Source organism: Coleofasciculus sp. FACHB-712 (assembly GCF_014695635.1).
Lineage (GTDB): Bacteria > Cyanobacteriota > Cyanobacteriia > Cyanobacteriales > FACHB-T130 > FACHB-T130.
Genome location: NZ_JACJOQ010000360.1, coordinates 1 through 20,071 on the forward strand (window position 1 = coordinate 1; position 20,071 = coordinate 20,071).

The window sequence follows — 20,071 nt, forward strand, 5'->3', positions numbered from 1 at the left end:
GCTAATTTAGCGACGTTGACAGATTTAGAGATTTCCTATAAACCCGGCGAATCGGGTTTATTTGCCTATTTTTTAGAGCAGCTAAACCCAGCGCTAACTTGGAAGGATTTGGAGTGGTTGCAATCCTTGTCGCCTTTACCATTGGTGGTGAAAGGGATTCTGCGAGGAGACGATGCGCTTCGGGCGGTGGAACATGGAGCCAAAGCGGTGATTGTTTCTAATCACGGGGGCAGACAATTGGATGGAGCGATCGCTACCATTGATGCCCTGAGTGAGGTGGTTGCATCTGTGGGAGACACAGCCGAAGTTCTGGTTGATGGCGGTATCCGTCGTGGCACAGATGTCCTCAAAGCCCTGGCCTTAGGGGCAAAAGCCGTATTGTTGGGACGCCCAGTGTTGTGGGGATTAGCGGTAGGGGGAGAGGCGGGTGTCCGTCACGTACTGGAACTTTTGCGGGATGAACTTGATTTAGCGATCGCTTTGAGTGGCTGCGCCAAGTTACAAGATATTGACTCCAGTTTGGTGCTGCAATTGTAGGAATGCTTCGTGTTGCGCTTGCCGATGAGAAGATGCGATCGCGTCTTGAGACTGCAAATTCGTCGTATGTGACTAGGATCACTCAGTCCTGGAAACACGATCACATTTTCTCCGGCATGTCAATCACCTAATGTTAGATAAAAACTATTCATATTAGTAGTATCAGAATTTTATGCGCTAATTTATCTGCTGTGGGGGGGAGTTTGAGATGCTGGAAAAACTAATGGTAGCCGCGACGCTAACATTCTCTCTCAATGTATTTTTGGGACATAGCTGGTCAACTGCCCCTCAAATGTCATCAGAACTCAACTTGCAAGAAACCGCATCGCAAATCATCAGCCTCTTACCTCGCCCAAATACTCACACTCCAGAGAATGGCAGCGGTTCTAATTCTGTACGATAAAGCTTGATGTTTTCCCGAATGGTTTATGCTGGGGAAAATAGAGAGCTACCGCTGCACAACTCGATATGAAACCCCAAATCGCCGCAACAGCAGCACTGCTGACCACACTTTCCTTCGCTGCTCCTGCAAAAGCTGAAAACGTCGAACATACTAGACAGTTATTGGCTACTAAACAATGTTCGCAGTGCGACCTCAGTGGTGCGGGTCTAGCTTTAGCTGACTTATCAGGAGCTAATCTCACTGGCGCTGATTTGAGCCGTGCTAATCTCAGTCGTGCCAACTTGAGTGGAGCCGACCTCAGAGGTGCAAATCTGAGCGGGACTTCTCTATTTGGGGTCAATCTGAGCGGTGCAAACTTGACAGGTGCGAACCTGGCAGGCGCTGACCTAAGAGAAACTTTTCTTGTTAATGCAAATTTGGCGGGTGCTAACATCAATGGTGCTAACTTGCAGGCGGCTATTGGTATCCCTAGCTACGCAGCCACGCCTGAAGATTTCTACGCTTGGGGTGTAGCAGAGGGCCAAAAAGGAGACCAACAAGGCGCAATCGATCATTTCAACCAATCGCTGGCTCTGAAGCCCAACTTTGCTCCCGCATACCTAGCGAGGGGAGTGGCGCGTTATCAAATGGGCGATCGCTCCGGAGCCGTTCTGGATTCTCAGAAAGCTTCCGAACTTTTTACCATCCAGGGAAATATTCAAGGCTATCAGACTAGCCAAGTTTTCATTAAAGAGCTGACAACACCTTTGCAGGAAGCGGGTAGCAGCGGCGGAAATTTGGCGAATTTCCTAGGAGGTATTGGTAGCTTACTACTCCGATTGCTTTTTTAATTCTGCTAGGGTGGGTTAAAATACCTGCCCAGTATTACGAGTCAGTTTATGACGATATCCAGCGATTTGTGGCAGGAAAATCAAGATTTAGTGCAAGCCTGCCTCAAGCATCCTTTTGTCCAAGGCATTGCCGACGGCACGCTACACCAGGAGCGATTTGCTTACTATGTGGGGCAAGACGCCTTTTTCTTAGAAGCTTTTGCCCGTGCCTATAGCATTGCTGCGGCTAAAGCTCCCGACGCGGAAGGATTTAATACGTTTCATTCCCTAGCTGGGGGCGTTTTAGATGAACTTTCCCTGCATCAAGGCTATGCAGATGAGTGGGGAGTCAACCTGCAAGCAGTAGAACCGGGAGCCGCTACACGCCGCTACACGGACTTTTTATTAGCAACAGCTTGGAGTTCGGAGGTCAGTCTAATTGCTGTGGCAATGGCACCCTGTATGCGTCTGTATACTTTCTTAGGTCAGCAGATAGCTCAGAGTGGAATAAAAGACCATCAATACACTAACTGGATTCGCACTTATAGCAGTGAGGAATTTGAGCAACTAGCTCAGAAATTAGAAAATCTGGCTGATCGTTATGCCTCTACCACAGCATCTTTGAAATCAACTTACCGCTATGCGATGTTGTGCGAACGAGACTTTTTTCAAGCTGCCTGGGAGGCTATTGATTTAAAAATCTAGATTTTACTTAATAGCAATTCTCGATTGGATGCAGTACGGTTTAACCCTATATCTGTGTCCTCCCGCTCACCCAGAAGGGTTTAATATTTTCTCCCCTCTCCGTGAAGGTCGAGAGGTTGGGGGTGAGGTTCCGAGTTGAAAAGCAGTGCGGGTTAAGAAGATGTTTCTAAATATTATTGCAGAATTCTATTTTTATCCCTTGATTTTATCTTTGATTTGCTGCCACAAGCTTTTTTTCTTCTGAGTGAATGCTAATTGAGCTGGTTTAGGTTCATTCAGATAACGATAGTGTTCCCAAATATCCCAATACGAACCACCTGGCTGTAAACGGACGCCCGCCCAGTGTACAAACTTCAGAGGTTGATTAACTTTTGGATCGACTAATTTATAGCCTTCCTGCTTAAAATGCGGGCTTCCTGCCCAATTTCCAGGCCCCTTCCCGTTTTCTCGAACAATATTAAATCGTCGAGGCATTCGCTTTAATACGAGATAATTAAGAATCGTTTGGTCGGAGTTCAAGACATAAAAATATTCAGGATGAGATGCACAGAACTCAAAAGTATCTTGCAAATCTTGTTGAGTAATTAGGTTTTTCTTGGAACCCCAAAAACCACTATTGAAAACATCTTTCAATTCGTCTTCAGTGAAGATTTCTGTGATTTTGGGTGTAAAAACTTGTTTAATGCCTCCTGTGTATTGATAATCACAGCAGATAAAATCATTGTTTGCAAGATAATTAAGATTTTCTATAATTTTTTCAAATACAACAATATCAGTATCAATATATAGAAATTCATCGAAAGAACCAAACCAACAGGCTAACTTGCGAAGCAAGTTGGGTCTATCTAAAAGGTTGTCACCACAGGTCTGCTTGACTAAATCATCTATCTTTTCTAATAACTGTAAATCTTCGTATATTTTTACCCTATAAGAATTAGTAATAATATCAGCGATCGCTTGATACTGATTGTTATAGGGAATCATCACAATCGGACTATCAGCATCATAAGCACGAATGCTATTCAATAGCGCGATCGCATTATCAATGACGCGATCGTTAGCAAGAATATAGATACCACGACTCATTCAAATATCCTCAACTGGTGAATCCAATTTTCTTTAAAACTCTTTTGGCTAAACTTGGAGCCTGATTGTAAGGTGTCGGTTTGGTTATAAACTTAGGGCGCTTCTCTGGTTCGTGAAGATAGCGATAATGCAAGAAAATATCCCGATAGGGAAAATCAATATTTTCTCCCTCACTAATCCGAGAAAACAATTTTGATGACAGCCCAATATAGTGTAGATAGGTTAGTCGTTTTCCCCGATCGTACAGAATATTATCCCTAGCTTCAAAATGGGGAGAAGTAACCGCGTTTCCAGTCTTTTGGTCGTCAGGTAAATGCAGCGCCAAGTTATAAACTGGAATCTCGCCTCTCATCGTCATATAGTTAAGAACTGATTGGTTAGGCGCTGGCATCAATAAAATTTCTGCCTCGCCTTCCTCTAGCTTGGATACAAACCAATCTCTTTGTTCCTGGGGGAATAACCCTCGCTTCCCGGCGTACATTCCGGCACAAAATATCTCTGTACTAAGCCGGTTTTTATCAACAACTTCTAATAATTTTGGTGACTGGAGATTAAAGATATGATTGGGGGATTTATACTGAAAATCATAAACTACAAAATCATTCTCATTTAATTTATCAAAGATAATCTTTAACGAATCCATGACTACGATATCGGCATCTAAGTAGATAAACCTTTCAAAAGGGCTATCCGCATCAAAGGCGCAGTATCGCCGATTCATGCCTATACGATTAACACCGGGGATTCCTTGTTCTTGCCAAGTCTTTAAAGCAGTTGGATGAGCTGCCCATACCCGTTTAGAAAAATCTTCCCAACGAGCAAACAAGTTAACATCATCCAGCAAGGTTACATTTTCCCGATTAGCGATTTCCGCGCGAACTCGATCTACTCGATTATCATAGGCAATAACGCAGACTGGGATTTCTTTACCGACATTGGCTTCTATGCTATTTAATAGAGCAACGAGTTGGTCGTAGACTACATCATTCGCTAGTGTATAGATGCCGTCTGTCATATAAAAATCCTCAGCAGGTTAATTTGAATAATACATTAAAATCTTTTTAGGAGCTTCCTGATGTCTAAAACACAAAGGCAGAATTAATGTCAATTGCTAGCTGTTCACTGTGGATTTTGGTAGCGCGAACCGATCTGCCGTTCATGATGCACACCATTCCTCATCTAGTGAAGATGAGTAAATTCAAGTTTAGCGAACGGGTGTTGGCTGTAGATACGGCACCGCTAACGGGGGACAAAGTCGGGCGTCCAGGCATCGGTACTCTAGAACAGTTACGGGAGCGCTGCGATCGCTTGCTGCGCGATGGTGTGGTAGACAAGGTAGTCGATATAGACTACTCCGGAGCATATCACGACCGAGTATATCGCAAACATTTTGGCAGCCGCATCCGGTATACACATAACTATAAGGGCTACCCCATTTTGGGCACGATTTTTCACATTGAAGAAGCCCAAGGTGACTATATGCTTCACTATGACAGCGATATGCTGCTCCATCAGCAACCCGATTATAGCTGGGTAGAAGAGGGGATGAAGTTGATGCAACAACACCCGGAAGTGATGGCAATCAGACCGCTGACTGGGCCACCGACGGAGGATGGTAATATGTATCAACGGGTGCCCTATGAGCGCAACCCGCATGGTTTCTATACATTTAAGTTTTTCAGCAGTCGCATTTACTTAATTGACAAGAAGCGTTTCGACAAGTTACTTCCATTACCAGTGCTGTGGCGTCCTTATCGGCAAAAGATTGCCAATCGGTTGCCAGTGAGGTTACAAACGATATTGAACAATATCGCTGGTAAAGGGGCTTTGGATTCTTGGGAAGTGATGGTATCGAACCAACTAGAGGCGACGCAGTATGTCCGAGGGGTTCTCGATTCTCCGAAAGCCTGGACGGTTCATCCAAAAGACCGGGGTTCAGAATTTATTGAGGCTTTACCTAAAATAATCGAGAAGGTTGAAACAGGGTGGTATCCTCCGGAACAAGCCGGTCATTATGACCTTCAGTTGAAACATTGGCTTTGACAGAGCGTTTGAAGATTTCTTGTATTGCTTGATTTTCAAGATTTACCGTAGTTATCCATGCTTATCTCCATCCCTCATGGCTGAACAGCTTCCAACGATTTATTTTTATCTTCCCGAATCGGACTGGCCTGATAGCAACATTCCGGTGAATCCTGAAACTTATCAAGAAGTTTATAAAAGTGGTAAATGCACTGGCACGTACAACTGGATATTACAAACCTATCTTCGGCTGAAAGCTGATGGTTTTCCCTGCGAAATTGCCGGGAAAATACCTGCTGAGGGTATTGTTGTTGCGTGGACAGGTACTGTACCACCCGATCTGCGACCAGGACCAAAACAAATATTAGTGGTTGTTTGTGGAGATAAAGGGAAACACCGTTACGCACAGCTTCATGTTGTCCAAAATCGCCAGGAAATGCTTTATCCACACGTACATGTTGGGGATAAATATCTGTTTCCCGGAGAAAAGTATTACATTCCGCATTGGCCTCAACCAGGGTTGATCCCGCGAGATCCAGCACGAGGCGATCGCTTTGAAAATGTTGCCTATTTAGGTCGTAAAGAAAATTTGATCTTCGAGCTGAGGCAACCGTCATGGCAGGAACAGATGAATGCCTTAGGTTTGCGGTTTCAGGTAGTCAGAAACCCGATTCAATGGAACGACTACAGTGAGATTGATGCAATCGTGGCTGTCCGCAGCTTTAATCGTAAAAATGATTACTACTGGAAACCGGCTTCAAAACTTTACAACGCCTGGATTGCTGGTGTACCTGCAATTCTAGGACGATGCGAGTCTGGGTACCGATTGGAGCGCAAAAGCGAACTCGACTATCTAGAAGCGGGTTCTGTTGATGAAGTGATTTTGGCCCTGAAACGCCTTCGCGATGACAAAGAGTTGCGTCGTGCAATGATTGAAAATGGTAAGCTGCGTGCGGGGGAACTACAACCCGATCAGCTCGTCAGGCAGTGGCGCACCTTTTTAACAGACATAGCAATTCCAGCTTACGACCGCTGGTGTACGGCTTCAAATTCGACCAGGAAAGTATTTTTAACACGCCGTGACTTAGCTACCCAAACAAAGGGAGTTCGCATTCGTCTAAGCAACCTCTTACACAAAATCAGTACCATTTAGGATTTCCCTGGAATTAACAGTTTTTGCCGATTCCCTGAATAACGGATGGTTTTCTAAATACTCTTATGACTGACAAGCTACCTCCGATTTATTTTTACATTCCTCAAACAGATTGGCCTGCAGGCGGTATGCCAGAAAGTCTTGATACCTGTCCTCCTGAGTTTTTTAGACTCGGTATGTACAGCTGGACTCTGCAAACTTACCTGCGCCTAAAAGCGGATGGTTTTCCCTGCGAACTAACTGGAAGTTGTCCTACTGAAGGGATTATATTTGCCGGACGCTCGGCTTTTCCAGAAACTATGCAACCAGGAACAAGACAACTGATGGTTGTGCATCAAGGAGATAAGACACGACATCCCTACGCACAGCTTCATATTGTGCAAAATCTTCAGGATGAAATTCTGGTACGAGCATTACCTCTATGGGAAAGCTACTATATGCGTCATTGGCCCCAGCCCGGATTAATCCCGCGTAACCCTGCACGCGGTGATAGATTTGAAAATATCGCCTACTTTGGTCGAGAAGAAAATTTGGCACCTGAGCTGAGAGAATCGTCGTGGCAGGATCAGCTCAACTCATTGGGTTTGCGTTGGCATATCAGGAGTAATCCGAATAGCTGGCAAGACTACAGTGAAGTTGATGCGATCTTAGCCGTGCGTAAGTTTGCTCGCCAAACTGACTATGACTGGAAACCTGCCACAAAGCTTTATCAGGCATGGCACGCTGGTGTACCTGCAATTCTGGGACAGGAGTCTGCGTATCGCTCTGAACGCAAAAGTCAGCTAGATTACTTAGAGGTAACAACGCCAGAAGAGGCGATTTTGGCACTCAAGCGTCTCCAAAAGGATCGAGAGTTGCGTCGTGCCATGATTGAAAATGGTCGAGTCTGTGCTCAGGAAACACAGCCAGAAAAGTTAGTGGCACAGTGGCGCACTTTCTTGGCAGATGTGGCAGTTCCTGCCTACGATCGTTGGTGTACATCCTCAAATTTGACCAGGAAAATATTTTTAATGCGCCGTGACCTAGCGATCAAAACGAAGGGGATGCGAAAGGGCTTGCAGAGAGCGCGAAATAGCGTTGGAATTCGCACTCGCATACGTTCAGCTCTTGCCAAAGCCAGAGGAGTTTAAAGCTGTTGCAGAATTAATGCTGCTACTAGAGCCATGCTTCTCATAATCTCTTATTATCTCCACCCTTATGACTGATAGGTTGCCAAAAATTTATTTTTATATTCCCCAACATGACTGGCCTGCTGGTGAGCTACCGGAGAGCATTAACACTTACTGGCAGTGGCAGTGTTCGATAAATGGCGGTCGTGGTATCTACAATTGGACACTGCAAACGTATCTTCAGCTTAAAGCGGATGGGTTTCCATGCGAACTTGTAGGAACCATACCTAGCGAAGGGATTGTCATTGCACATCGAGACTCCCTGCCAGATGATCTGCAACCTGGAGCAAAATGGCTACTCGTTTGCATTCTAGGGGATAAAGCACGACACCCCTATGCACAGCTGCATACCGTGCAAAATCCTCGCGAAGAGATGCTTTTATGGCCCTTCTGGAAGAGCGAATACATACGGTTTTGGCCACAGCCAGGGTTGATTCCTCGCAGTATTACTAGAGGAGATCGATTTGAGAATATTGCTTTTGTTGGTCGTGAGAGAGAACTGGCCTCTGAACTGTTAGATTCGTCATGGCAGGAACAGATGAATGCTTTAGGACTGCGTTGGCAGATAGTAAGCCGCGATCGCTGGAATGATTACAGTGAAATTGATGCGGTTCTCGCTGTGCGGGACTTTAACGGTCAAAAAGACTATTCTTGGAAACCAGCTTCAAAACTAATTAATGCATGGCATGCAGGCGTCCCTGCAATTCTTGGGCGTGAGTCTGCCTTCCGCCTTGAGCGAAAAAGTGAACTTGATTACATAGAAGTAAATTCTCTTGAGGAAGCACTTGTAGCACTTCAGCGTCTGCGTCATGATGCACAATTACGTCGTGCAATGATTGACAATGGTCGAATTCGTTCGGAAGAAACTCACCCAGTAAAGCTCGTTGCTCAATGGCGAAAATTCTTAACAAATGTAGCTGTTCCAGACTACAATCGCTGGTGTAGGGCATCAAGTTTGACTCAGCAAACATTTTTGAAGCGCCGTTACCTAGTGGTGGAAACGAAAGATTTAAGGCATCGCATCCGAATTGCGCGATCGCAGGTATCCCGTCCCGTAAAATCACTAGTGTCACGGGTTAGAGAAGGGTGGAATTTCCGTTAAATTGATGATAAGGACAAAGCTCAGTGGTGCAAACAGCACTATTTACTGTCAATTTAACAAACGTCTAGGCAATGCAAGCAAAGAAGCTTTTTAATTGCAGATTTTCTATGCCTAAATTTTCTACTAACGCCTGCTCCTCTTCTTACCGCTATGAGTGATAAATTACCGCCAATATATTTTTATCTTCCCCAGTCTGACTGGGTTGAGGATATGCCAAAGAGTGCCGATACTTACTGGCAAGGTTTTGGACAAGGTATATACTGTTGGACACTACAAACTTACCTTCGCCTTAAAGCCGATGGCTTTCCGTGTGAGCTAATAGGGACGATGCCCACTGAGGGTATCGTCTTAGCGCATCGGCGCTCTTTCCCATTTGCTTTACAGCCACAACCAAAATTGCTGATGGTTTGCTTCAAGGCAGACTACGAGCGACATCCCTACGCACAGCTTCATGTTGTGCAAAACCCTCAAGAAGAATTGACCTTTAAAGAAAGTTCCTACATTCCGCATTGGTCGCAACCAGGGTTAATTCCTCGCGAGCCCTCACGAGGCGATCGATTTGAGAATGCTGCCTATTTTGGTATTACACACAACCTGGCAGATGAACTGAAGAAGCCATTGTGGCAAGAGCATCTGAAGGCTTTAGGTTTAAGTTGGCATATAGTGAAGCCTGAGCGCTGGAACGACTACAGTGATGTCGATGTAGTCGTAGCCGTGCGTAGCTTCGATCGCCAAGACTACACCTGGAAACCTGCCACGAAGTTGATTAACGCCTGGTGTGCTGGTGTACCAGCAATTCTAGGCACAGATTCTGCATTCCGAGCGGAGCGCCAAAGCGAACTAGACTATTTAGAGGTAGCTTCCCTTGAAGATGCGATCGCTGCTCTCCAGCGCCTTCGCGATGACAAAGAGTTGCGGCGTGCCATAATAGAAAACGGTCGAGTCCGTGCTGAGAAAACACAACCGGCGAGGCTAGTGACACAATGGCGCAACTTCCTAACAGACATAGCAGTTCCAGCCTATGAGCGCTGGTGTACGGCATCAACTTGGAGCCGACAAACATTTTTGCAGCGCCGTTCCCTAGCTATAAAAATAGACGCTATGCAACGGCGTCTGCGTAAACTTGTATCCCAACTTAGAAGCTAGCCAGATTCTCAATAGAAAATATTGCCTAATATAGCAATCAGCCTACACTTTCCAGCTAATAACTTTAGCAATAGATCTCACAACTCAAGTAAAACGAATATAACACAACAAAATATTAACTAAGATGTCGTTTTTTACTAATTTTGGTTACTTGAATAAAGTTTTTGCCGTTGTTAAGTCTAAATTGACTGATTTTAAAAATCAGCTAACCCCCAAAGTATGGCCTGACAAATCAATTGTTTGCTACGCAGGTTCAACGCCGGGGGAATGGACGCCAGACAGCCTTAAAACAGGAATAGGGGGTTCGGAAGGTGACGTTATCTATCTGGGAAGAGAATGGGTTAAGTTGGGATACAAGGTAACTGTTTATAACAACTGTGGTGCTAAGGAAGGTATCTACGACGGAGTTGAGTATCTGAACTACCAACGCTTCAACAAATATGACACTTTCGATACTCTCATTATCTGGCGGTATCCGTGGAGGCTTGCTTCTCAAACAAAAGCAAAAAGAATATGGCTCGATCTCCACGAAGTTCTTCAGGCAGAGCAAGTCACCAAAGATAAATTAAAAAAATTTGACAAAGTATTTGTTTGTTCCCAATATCACCGCAGTCTAGTGCCGGATATAGCCGATGAAAAAATTGTAGTAATTACTAATGGATTTGACTCATCTTATTGGCAATGGAGCAACCAAAAAAAAGACCCGTATAAACTTATTTATGCTTCTAATTATGTTAGGGGATTGGAGCAAATGCTGACTTACGGTTGGCCTATTATTAAAAGAGAAATTCCAGAAGCTCACTTAGAAATTTACTATGGATGGAAGGGGAAAGACGAAACCAAGCTAGAACGCCAGCTCTGGAAACAGAAAATGATTGAGTTAATAAGTCAACCTGGAGTAACAGAACACGGCCGGATAGGCCGGGAAGAGTTAGTAAAAGAAAAATCCACATCGGCAATTCACTATTATGCTTGCACTTTTCAAGAAATAGATTGTAATTCAATTCGTGAGTCGGCAGTAGTCGGTTGCGTACCTGTTACTACCAACTATGCAGTATTTGACGAAAAAAGCTATTGCGTAAAAATTTCTGGCAATCCTTACACTAAAAAAGTTCAAGAAGACATAGCATATAAAATAGTAGAGCTATTAAATAATTTAGAAGAATTGGAAAAAATTCGACAACAGTTTAAGGAGTTAGTCAAAACAGAAACATGGGAAAATATTGCCAAATTATGGATAAGTAATCTGTAAATAATTATGAAATTTTGCTATAGCCTTTCCCAAGCTTGTGAGGTACGATTGAAGTGTTGTATAGTCCATGTTCAAGCAGTCAACAAGGAAAGCATACTCAGCTTAACCTACGCTAGAAAATAGTCGATGCTTATGCGGAAGGAAAAATTTCTCAACCTCAGCTAGCACTTCAATTCCGAGTCGCGTTGAATTTTATTGAAAAGTTACTCAAACAGCATCGAGAGACGGGAAGTATTGCGCCTAAAGTGTGGACTGAACAAACCCCAACCGAACGCATGACAGAACAATTAACAGTTCTTGCAGTTCTTAAGCAACTGGTGGAAGCCAACAATGATGCAACATTAGATGAACTGCGTTACCAGTTGGAACAAAAAACAGGAGTTTTGATTGGTCGCTCAACGGTAGACAAGATGCTCAAAAAGCTTAACTTAACTGTAAAAAACACTACACCTTTAGCATATTTATATGAGATAAGTTTGTGATTTTTCTGTATCTTGGTTCACATTATTTATAATTTCCATACAGAAGAACTAGAGTACTCATTCAAGTTTTATTCATAAAATAAACCTGCTTCTACGTCATCTTTGAACTTTTGCAGCCTTTCTTCTAGTTGAATAGTTAGCCGCTCGAGATGAGTTTCATCACTTAAATTGGGACGTGATGTTTTGGCAATCTGAACAAGTTGTACTGCTGCTTGCTTTTTTTTGAACCAGTAGCGGATGGATGTACGAAGATTTGCCTGTTTAGAAATATCTGAAATAGGCATTATTCCTATTGGTTGATATTCTTTACCAATAGAGGCACACCAATCTTGCCATTTAAAAGGACGAATTACATTACTGCTAAGTACTGTAATCCAGGGTACGCGGAGCGCATCAGCAATAATTGCACCGTGCATAGCTTCGGTTAATAAAACCTCTGTTTCGCTAATTTTAGATAATACTTCTTCTGTTGACCAGCGCGGGTCTATGTAGCCAAATCCAAGTTGTTCGCAAATAGACTTCCACGTTGTACTGCTAGATTCAGCTGTGCTTATGTGTGGCATATAAGCAAATTTATTAACTTTCCGTCCGCTAGGGTTAAACAATCTTCTTACAAGTAATGCTCCGTCCGCTACGGCGAATTCAGTTGAAACACCCAATGCTTGTGCGGATAAGGGACCTCTGAGGCAATAGATATTCCAAGAACTATCTATCTTTGGCAGATTCTTCATGTTACTTTTTCCATAGCCTACACCGGAACTAAAAACTACTATCTTGCGAGCTTTTGGAGTTCTTTCGTGTAAGCGATCGTTAATTATAGTACCTATACCAAAAAAGGCTGTGCTTTCATCTTCGTCAAGTACACCTGGAATTAATTTTTCCCATAACCACGGGTTCAGGTCATCACCAAAATTCCTTACCTCATTAGGAAATTTGTAATAAAAGAGTTTCATGTTTTACATTTCTCCTTGCTAAGGTAATATTTTGATACTAAAATGGGTTTTTAAAACTTTAATTAATAAAGCAATTAATTTTATTATATATATTGAATTACAATTAGTCAAGGCACTCTATTCTATTAGACCAAACTCTGTTAATGACCTATAAGAATTTCTAGCCAAGTGGTTGCTAATTCTCAAAAGTTTATGGACAAAACATAAATCCCTTAGCAAATTTTGGATTATAAGAAAGTAATTAACACGACTTTAATATAACCCATTCTCCTGACTGAGACCGTTTACGTTGGCTTCTCCTTATTTAATAAAAAGTTCTGTTATTACTTAACTTTTGAACTATCTTCGAGAAATTCTAAAGTTCTGAGAAGACGAATTGCTGACTCGTAGGCTTCTTCGGTTAATTCGCGTGACTCTTCTGCACTGTCTACTAAATCATCAACTACTAACTTGAGGAAACCAATCATGGGGTTCAGACGAGACCGAACTTCGTAAGAGGTTTTGACTAAAGCTTCATTAACGGCGGCTTTAATGACATTTTGAGTTGTTTCAGAGAACTGCATTGAGTACAGGCGAGTGTAGTAGCCGTTTTTCTTTAACAGTTCTTCATGAGTGCCAAGTTCTACAACACGACCTTTTTCCATTACAGCAATTTGATCGGCTTTCTGCACGGTGGAAAGGCGGTGAGCAATGACAACTGTTGTGCGATCGCGGCAAAGTTCATCAATCGCCTGTTGCACCAAACGTTCTGAAACCGTATCCAGAGCACTGGTGGCTTCATCTAAAATCAGGATTTCTGGGTTGCGTAACAGTGCGCGAGCGATCGCAATCCGTTGTCGTTGTCCCCCCGATAGGAGAACTCCCCGATCCCCAATGGTTGTATCAAATCCTTGGGGTAAGTTCACAATGAATTCGTAGGCGTTTGCTCGTTTAGCCGCTTCCATCACCTCTTCCTCAGTCACTTTCTCCCAGGCATAGGCGATGTTGTTGCGAACGGAATCATTAAATAAAAACGTATCTTGACTGACAATGCCCATTGCTTTTCTCAGCGAGTGCATGTCAAAGTCCTTCATATCTCTTCCATCGATCGTGATGCAGCCCTCTGTCGGATCGTAGAATCTGGGTAGTAGATCGACCAGCGTTGACTTGCCTGCCCCCGATGCTCCGACTAAAGCAATAGTTTTCCCTTTAGGAATCCATAAATCTATCTTGTTTAGGACTAAATCGTCATTTCCCGCATAGGCAAAAGACACGCCCTCAAAACGAATTTCCTCTTTAAATCCGGTGTAAGGAACGCCACCACTCACCATCAATGGCTTGTTATCCCGGCGCAAGAAATCTGTCACCACTTCAACGCTAGGGGCAGAGTTGGCAAATTCACCCCTCGCACTGTTTAACTGACCCACAAAAGGCAGTAACCGGAACAGGACAACTAGATAAGTCAGTAGTACTGCTGAAAGCGACTCTAACTGCTGTAAAAATAAAGCACGACCTAACAATACAATTGCTAATACAACAATAATTCCCGATACTTCGTTGATAGGTCCAATCGCTGCCGAGTTCGCTTGCGATTGTAATTCTGCTTGTTCTCGGTCCTTAATCAGTTTGTTTAGTCGATCGAATTCCCGCTCTTCATTACTAACACTTTTGATTAGCCGAATCCCAGTCAAAACTTCAAGTTGGGCACTAGAATAAGCCTTTGATGCTCTTGATACTGCCTTCCCAAATTTCTTGGAGCGGTTGATATAAAATTGATTTGGCAGCGTTACTAAAATCAACAAAACTGTAGATGCTAAGGTCAGTTGCCAAGAAATCAATAATAATATCCAGACAAATACTAAAATTGTGGCTACTGTGATAAACAGCCGTATTAAAACACGAATAGAACCAGCAGTACGACTAACTTCTTGTCCTAATCGATTGATGATATCTCCAACTTTCGTCTTTGCAAAATATTCAATATCGACATCTAATAAAAGCTGAATTCCTTCTCTACGAATATCATTGACCAACGACTTAGATAGGTAGCTACCGACTAGAGAGCTAATATAGCTAGTCACATTTTTAAGAATAATGGCTAGCAATACTGCCCCAGTCATTGCGATGAGACGGTTTTCCCCAGAAAATCCGTCAAACACAGATAGCATTCTCCGAATGATCGGGGGTCCTCCAGTTAAATCCAGCTGACTTTGTCCTAAAAAATCCAGCACTACTGGCACAATTAAGGTTGTACTCACGCCATTAAATAAAGCACCGGAAAAGCCAAGAATGACTGTCGCTATGACTAAGACGGGATACCGTAACGCAAATTTTAGAAGTAACTTATTAGAGTTTGAAAACATACTTTCTTTTCTGCTACGAAGCGAGCCTCACATGATTGATAGTTTAAACTTTTCCAGCTAGTTGCAAATCTTTAATCACATTAGATAGTATAGATGCCATTGTCTCGGTACTATAGTGGGATATACATCTTTCCCTGGCTTTTATACCCTGCTGATTTGCTTCATCTAAATGCTCGAATATCCATTGGATTTTTTCAGCAATTTCTTCTGGAGATTCAGGAGCAACTAGATAACCTGTGCCGCCTAGAATCTCTGGAATATCGCCAACGTAAGTAGACAGAATTGGCTTTGCCATTGCCATTCCATCTGTTAATTTGAGCGGGAACTGAGCCTGTGCGGCAGGGGTATCTCGTTGGGGAACAACCACAATATGGGCAGCGGCTACCACAGCAGGCATTTCTGAAACTGGATATTTTGGTAGTTTGATAATCCAACGCTCCCACTGTTGCATTAATTGATTATCGTAGGCATCGTATGGACTTCCCCCAACAATTACGAGTCTAAGGTCTGGCTGATTCAGCCGGTCTAGTGCTGCTAAGACATCTTCAAGACCTTTGTACGGTCGTGGCGCTCCTGGAAACATTAAAATACGGTAGCCTGTGAGACCATAACGGATTCTACTTGCTTCAGAATCGAATTGGCTAGGATCGAAAAGAGTAGTATCTTTACCATTCGGTAAATATACACCTCCAAAGCGATCTTTCAAGAATTGAGTGTGTAATGTAATCGTATCGGCATAAGATACCAAGCTTTCCATCCACTTCAAATAAAGAGGGTGATCTGGATATCTTAATGCCCCATCAGGCTTCAAAGTATCTCTATAAAATTGCTTTAAACTGGGACGATATTTCCATTGCTCGCCTCCATGCCAACTGAGTTCCCAGTCATCTATATCTAAAATAACAGGACAACGAGCTGTTATTTTCTTAATGATAGATAATCCGAAACTTGTAGGTTTCAGTTTTACGGCGTATATAATATCTCCATCAATTTGTTTTATAAGTTTTTGAGCGGCTTTTATAAAACCTGAATGATAAGCGCAAGGAATAGCAACAATTGGTATGTTCGATTGAGCGACTTCTAGTGATTCTTCACCAAAAACAAAACCAAAAATTTTTACTTCATGGTTAAGTTTCTTTAAGGCTTCATATAGCAAAAACGTACGAACAGCCCCTCCCCATCTTCCTGCACCACTAGCGGATAGATCGCTTACAATCAATGAAATTTTTAATTTTTTGTTTTGCTGTAAGTCCACAAATTTCTAGTTAAATTTAGATAGTTGAACATAGAATAAGCGAGTAATAGTACAGTCTAGCTGAAATAACCAATTTAATCCTTTCTAGAGACTGACTTCATTCTTTATCAGTATAATGGGTGAAGTTAAAATATCAAGAAACTGGAATAAATGTATGTAGGAAAAAACAATGGTAAGTAAATCAGCTAGTAGGGTTCGGTGTCTGTTCGGCATTCCCATCTGCTAAAAAAGAATTGAAGAAGGTCTAGTCAACAAACTTTAGATGACCCGTTTGGATATTGTCAAAGATGCGATTAAGCTGGCGACGTTCTTCGTCTGTCACTAGGTAATCAGAAAGAATAGCCGTTGTCAGATGCAGATACTCGCTTCGGGTCAACTGACCGGCTGACAGGATACGGTCTACCATTTGTTGAATCTGTAGGTTTGACTGGCGTTCTCGTGTCCATGCCATAGGTGGTTAGTGACTCCTCAATTTTCGCCGATTATTTGGTGGCGTCTACTGTCTATTTAAGATTATCTGTTTGCCGTTCGTTGGCATTTGTCTAAAGTTTCTGTAAGAATAATGTTAAGAAATGATAAAGTCCTGTCCCATTGGGACACTCCCTTACAGAGGCAGTGGTAAATGCAGGTTGACCGAATTCCGGTACTTTCTGACAACTACATCTTTTTGCTGCATGACCCGACTCAGAAGATAGCAGCGGTTGTAGACCCCGCTGAAGCTCAGCCGGTACTGCAACGCTTGCAAGAAATTGACGTGCAGTTGGTAGCAATTTTCAATACTCACCATCATAGCGATCATGTGGGCGGAAATCGGCAGCTGATGCAACGCTTTCCGGATGTCTGCGTGTATGGGGGGGCTGAGGATAAAGGGAGAATTCCTGGGCAACAGGTGTTTTTGGAGGAGGGCGATCGCGTCGAGTTTGCCGGTAGAAGTGGCGAAGTTTTCTTTGTTCCCGGACATACCCGCGCCCACATTGCTTACTACTTCCCGCCAGCAACTGCTGAGGAAACGGGCGATTTATTTTGTGGTGACACCTTGTTTGCCGGTGGCTGTGGCAGGCTGTTTGAAGGTTCACCCACTCAGATGGTGTCAAGCTTGAGCAAGCTCAGGGCTTTACCGGATACTACCCGCGTTTGGTGCGCTCATGAATACACTCTGAAAAACCTCCAATTTGCTCTCACCGTCGATGGGGAAAATCCAGATTTACAATCCCGCTATGCTGAGGTCAAAGACGCCCGCAGTCGTTTGGAGGCAACGGTGCCATCGAAGCTAGGAGTAGAAAAGCGCACGAATCCATTTTTACGCTGGGACACTCCGACGCTGCAATCAGCAGTGAACAGCCAAGATCCAGTGCAGGCTTTTGCTCGGCTGCGGGGGATGAAAGATCGGTTTTAGGATTCTGTACCCCGGCAAACAGATAGGCATTCGCTGAATTCAGATTTTATATTGCGATCGCTCAACATATTTTCGTAGTATGGAGTGTTCTACCCCACGATTAATTTTCTTTTGTCTGTAGCAGAAAAAAAACTATGGCGAAGCGCGTGCAATTAGTTTTGAATCAAGATGTCAGCAAGCTAGGAAAAAGCGGTGACTTGGTTGAAGTCGCTCCCGGCTATGCTCGCAATTATCTAATTCCCCAAAAACTGGGAATCCCTGCCACTGCTGGCTTGCTCAAGCAAGTCGAACGGCGCAAAGAAAAAGAGCGGGTGCGCCTGTTGGAAGAAAAACAGCAGAGCCTTGAGCTGAAGACTGCCATAGAAGCTGTGGGCAGCTACACCATCGCCAAGCAGGTGGGTGAAGAAAATGCCATTTTCGGTACCGTCACGAGTGCAGAAGTGGTGACAGCCATTCTCCAAGCCACTGGGAAGGAAATCGATCGCCGGACGATCAGTCTTCCCGATATTGGTGAGACGGGCACCTACAAGGCAGAGATCAAGCTACACCCTGAAGTTAGTGCAGTTGTGCAAATTCAGGTTGTGCCCAGCTAATCGGAGTGCCTTGCCTGAAAAATTGAGTCGCCGCTACAACGGTTTGACCGATATTTTCCTGCCAAGGAAGGGGGTTGAGTGAAGCAGGAGTGCGATCGCTTAACCCCCATTATCTATAGTCACGGTCTGAATCTTTTTGAGAACGGCCTTGTTATGGCTAACGAACTAAATTTCCAAGGCAAAAACGGTAACGAAGCGATGTCGTCCTTGGCGAATCGCTTACCCCCCCAAAACATTGAAGCCGAAGAAAGTATTTTGGGAGGTATTTTACTAGATCCGGAAGCCATCGGTCGAGTTGCCGATATCCTTCAGCCAGACGCATTTTCGATTAACGCTCACAAGGCAATCTATCGCGCCGCCCTTGCCTTGAGCAGTCAAGGAAAACCCACAGATTTGATGAGCGTCACTACTTGGCTGTACGACAGGAGCGAACTTGACAAAGTGGGCGGGCAGAGTAAGTTAGCCCAACTGGTAGATCGCACCGTGTCCGCCGTCAACATCGACCAGTATGCGGCACTGGTGATGGATAAATACCTACGCCGGAAGTTAATTCAGGCAGGTGGCGAGATTTCTCAGTTAGGTTATGAGACAGCGACCGAGCTGGAAACGATTCTCGACCAGGCGGAACAGAAAGTTTTTAGTCTCACCCAGGATCGCCCTCAGCAAGGTCTGGTACCGATTTCCGACACCTTAATCAATACGTTTCAGGATATTGAAATCCGCCATCAGGATCTCGCCCTCCCCGGTCTTCCCTGTGGCTTCTATGACCTCGACGCGATGACTGGTGGTTTTCAGCGTTCTGACTTGATTATCGTGGCGGGAAGACCGTCTATGGGGAAAACGGCTATCTGTTTGAATATTGCTCGAAATATCGCTGAATTTCATAAATTGCCCGTCGCTGTTTTTAGCCTGGAAATGTCCAAAGAACAGCTGGTGCAGCGGATGCTGGCTAGCGAGGCAGGAATTGAAAGTAACCGCCTGCGGGCTGGGAGAATTAGTCAAAATGAGTGGGAACCGCTTTCGCACGCCCTAGGCACCCTCTCGGAGATGCCCATCTACATTGACGACACGCCCAATATGACGGTGATGCAGATGCGATCGCAAGCTCGTCGTCTCCAGGCAGAACAGCATGGAGAATTGGGATTAATTCTCTTAGATTACTTGCAATTAATGGAAGGAGCCAGTGACAATCGGGTGCAAGAATTGTCGAAAATGACGCGGAGCCTCAAAGGTTTAGCCCGCGAACTCAACGTCCCGATTATTGCCTTATCCCAGCTCAGTCGCGGCGTCGAAGCCCGTAACAATAAGCGTCCGATGATGTCAGATTTACGTGAAAGTGGAAGTATTGAGCAAGATGCTGACTTAATCATCATGCTTTACCGGGATGAATACTATAACAATGACACGCCTGACCGAGGCATTGCAGAAATTATTATTGCAAAACATCGCAATGGCCCAGTAGGGACTGTGAGACTATTATTCGATCCGCAATTTACACGCTTTCGTAATCTGGCTTCTTCCAATCGCTGAGGATGGAACTCACGATAGGGGTTCTCAGTTGAGCGTGATGTATACACTCGCCACGTCACCTAAAAGCCGTCTCCGCTTTTAGGTGAGGCAAGGTGATTTCAATCAGTCTAGTTCACCTTGTTTCATAACAAGTTAA

At 44.0% G+C, this 20,071-nt stretch carries 20 protein-coding genes; 14 read left to right on the forward strand and 6 right to left on the reverse strand.

Annotated features, from left to right (window positions below; translation table 11 throughout):
* The 4 genes from H6F50_RS09580 to H6F50_RS09595 all read left to right on the forward strand — a co-directional run.
* On the forward strand, nt 1-537 hold a 537-nt coding region (locus H6F50_RS09580), incomplete at its 5' end, for an alpha-hydroxy acid oxidase (RefSeq protein WP_190428516.1).
* 208 nt (nt 538-745) lie between these two features.
* Nucleotides 746-940, forward strand: a complete 195-nt coding sequence (locus tag H6F50_RS09585; RefSeq protein WP_190428517.1) for a hypothetical protein — start codon at nt 746-748, stop codon at nt 938-940.
* 65 nt (nt 941-1,005) lie between these two features.
* Nucleotides 1,006-1,770 carry a pentapeptide repeat-containing protein gene (locus tag H6F50_RS09590; RefSeq protein WP_190428518.1) on the forward strand — a complete coding sequence of 255 codons (765 nt, stop codon included), beginning with the start codon at nt 1,006-1,008 and terminating at the stop codon, nt 1,768-1,770.
* Nucleotides 1,771-1,818: 48 nt separating this feature from the next.
* Complete coding sequence (locus H6F50_RS09595) at nt 1,819-2,454, forward strand: TenA family protein (protein WP_190428519.1); 636 nt, start codon at nt 1,819-1,821, stop codon at nt 2,452-2,454.
* Between the two features lie 192 nt (nt 2,455-2,646).
* On the opposite strand, the gene H6F50_RS09600 is transcribed toward H6F50_RS09595, so the two are convergent.
* The gene (locus H6F50_RS09600; protein ID WP_190428520.1) at nt 2,647-3,540 is read right to left on the reverse strand and encodes an Npun_R2821/Npun_R2822 family protein; all 894 of its coding nucleotides are present in this window, start codon (nt 3,538-3,540) and stop codon (nt 2,647-2,649) included.
* A gap of 10 nt (nt 3,541-3,550) precedes the next feature.
* Nucleotides 3,551-4,555, reverse strand: coding sequence for an Npun_R2821/Npun_R2822 family protein (locus H6F50_RS09605; protein WP_190428521.1), 1,005 nt, complete (start codon nt 4,553-4,555; stop codon nt 3,551-3,553).
* 86 nt (nt 4,556-4,641) lie between these two features.
* Between H6F50_RS09605 and H6F50_RS09610 the strand changes: the two genes are divergently transcribed.
* From H6F50_RS09610 to H6F50_RS09640, 7 genes are all read left to right on the forward strand, one after another.
* Nucleotides 4,642-5,583, forward strand: coding sequence for a glycosyltransferase family A protein (locus H6F50_RS09610; protein WP_190411265.1), 942 nt, complete (start codon nt 4,642-4,644; stop codon nt 5,581-5,583).
* Between the two features lie 76 nt (nt 5,584-5,659).
* Nucleotides 5,660-6,715, forward strand: coding sequence for a hypothetical protein (locus tag H6F50_RS09615; RefSeq protein WP_190428522.1), 1,056 nt, complete (start codon nt 5,660-5,662; stop codon nt 6,713-6,715).
* 128 nt (nt 6,716-6,843) lie between these two features.
* Nucleotides 6,844-7,845, forward strand: coding sequence for a hypothetical protein (locus tag H6F50_RS09620; protein ID WP_190428523.1), 1,002 nt, complete (start codon nt 6,844-6,846; stop codon nt 7,843-7,845).
* Between the two features lie 67 nt (nt 7,846-7,912).
* A complete protein-coding gene (locus H6F50_RS09625; protein WP_190428524.1) occupies nt 7,913-8,986 on the forward strand; it encodes a hypothetical protein in 1,074 nt (357 codons plus the stop codon).
* Between the two features lie 150 nt (nt 8,987-9,136).
* The gene (locus H6F50_RS09630; protein ID WP_190428525.1) at nt 9,137-10,132 is read left to right on the forward strand and encodes a glycosyltransferase; all 996 of its coding nucleotides are present in this window, start codon (nt 9,137-9,139) and stop codon (nt 10,130-10,132) included.
* A 151-nt stretch (nt 10,133-10,283) separates the two neighbouring features.
* Nucleotides 10,284-11,384, forward strand: coding sequence for a glycosyltransferase (locus tag H6F50_RS09635; RefSeq protein WP_190428526.1), 1,101 nt, complete (start codon nt 10,284-10,286; stop codon nt 11,382-11,384).
* Between the two features lie 185 nt (nt 11,385-11,569).
* Nucleotides 11,570-11,866 (forward strand): hypothetical protein, encoded by a 297-nt coding sequence (locus H6F50_RS09640; RefSeq protein ID WP_190428527.1) that lies wholly within the window; start codon nt 11,570-11,572, stop codon nt 11,864-11,866.
* A 68-nt stretch (nt 11,867-11,934) separates the two neighbouring features.
* On the opposite strand, the gene H6F50_RS09645 is transcribed toward H6F50_RS09640, so the two are convergent.
* From H6F50_RS09645 to H6F50_RS09660, 4 genes are all read right to left on the reverse strand, one after another.
* Nucleotides 11,935-12,819 (reverse strand): polysaccharide pyruvyl transferase family protein, encoded by an 885-nt coding sequence (locus H6F50_RS09645; protein WP_190428528.1) that lies wholly within the window; start codon nt 12,817-12,819, stop codon nt 11,935-11,937.
* Between the two features lie 323 nt (nt 12,820-13,142).
* The gene (locus tag H6F50_RS09650) at nt 13,143-15,161 is read right to left on the reverse strand and encodes an ABC transporter ATP-binding protein (protein WP_190428529.1); all 2,019 of its coding nucleotides are present in this window, start codon (nt 15,159-15,161) and stop codon (nt 13,143-13,145) included.
* Nucleotides 15,162-15,204: 43 nt separating this feature from the next.
* Nucleotides 15,205-16,416, reverse strand: coding sequence for a glycosyltransferase (locus H6F50_RS09655; RefSeq protein ID WP_190428530.1), 1,212 nt, complete (start codon nt 16,414-16,416; stop codon nt 15,205-15,207).
* Between the two features lie 244 nt (nt 16,417-16,660).
* Nucleotides 16,661-16,867, reverse strand: coding sequence for a hypothetical protein (locus tag H6F50_RS09660; RefSeq protein ID WP_190411256.1), 207 nt, complete (start codon nt 16,865-16,867; stop codon nt 16,661-16,663).
* Nucleotides 16,868-17,038: 171 nt separating this feature from the next.
* On the opposite strand from H6F50_RS09660, the gene gloB reads away from it, so the two are divergent.
* The 3 genes from gloB (at nt 17,039) to dnaB (ending at nt 19,935) form a co-directional block, all read left to right on the forward strand.
* Nucleotides 17,039-17,812, forward strand: coding sequence for a hydroxyacylglutathione hydrolase (gloB, locus tag H6F50_RS09665; RefSeq protein ID WP_190428531.1), 774 nt, complete (start codon nt 17,039-17,041; stop codon nt 17,810-17,812).
* A gap of 134 nt (nt 17,813-17,946) precedes the next feature.
* On the forward strand, nt 17,947-18,405 hold the full coding sequence (rplI, locus tag H6F50_RS09670; RefSeq protein ID WP_190428532.1) for a 50S ribosomal protein L9: 459 nt from the start codon (nt 17,947-17,949) through the stop codon (nt 18,403-18,405).
* 153 nt (nt 18,406-18,558) lie between these two features.
* Complete coding sequence (gene dnaB / locus H6F50_RS09675) at nt 18,559-19,935, forward strand: replicative DNA helicase (RefSeq protein ID WP_190428542.1); 1,377 nt, start codon at nt 18,559-18,561, stop codon at nt 19,933-19,935.
* Nucleotides 19,936-20,071: the final 136 nt, after the last annotated feature.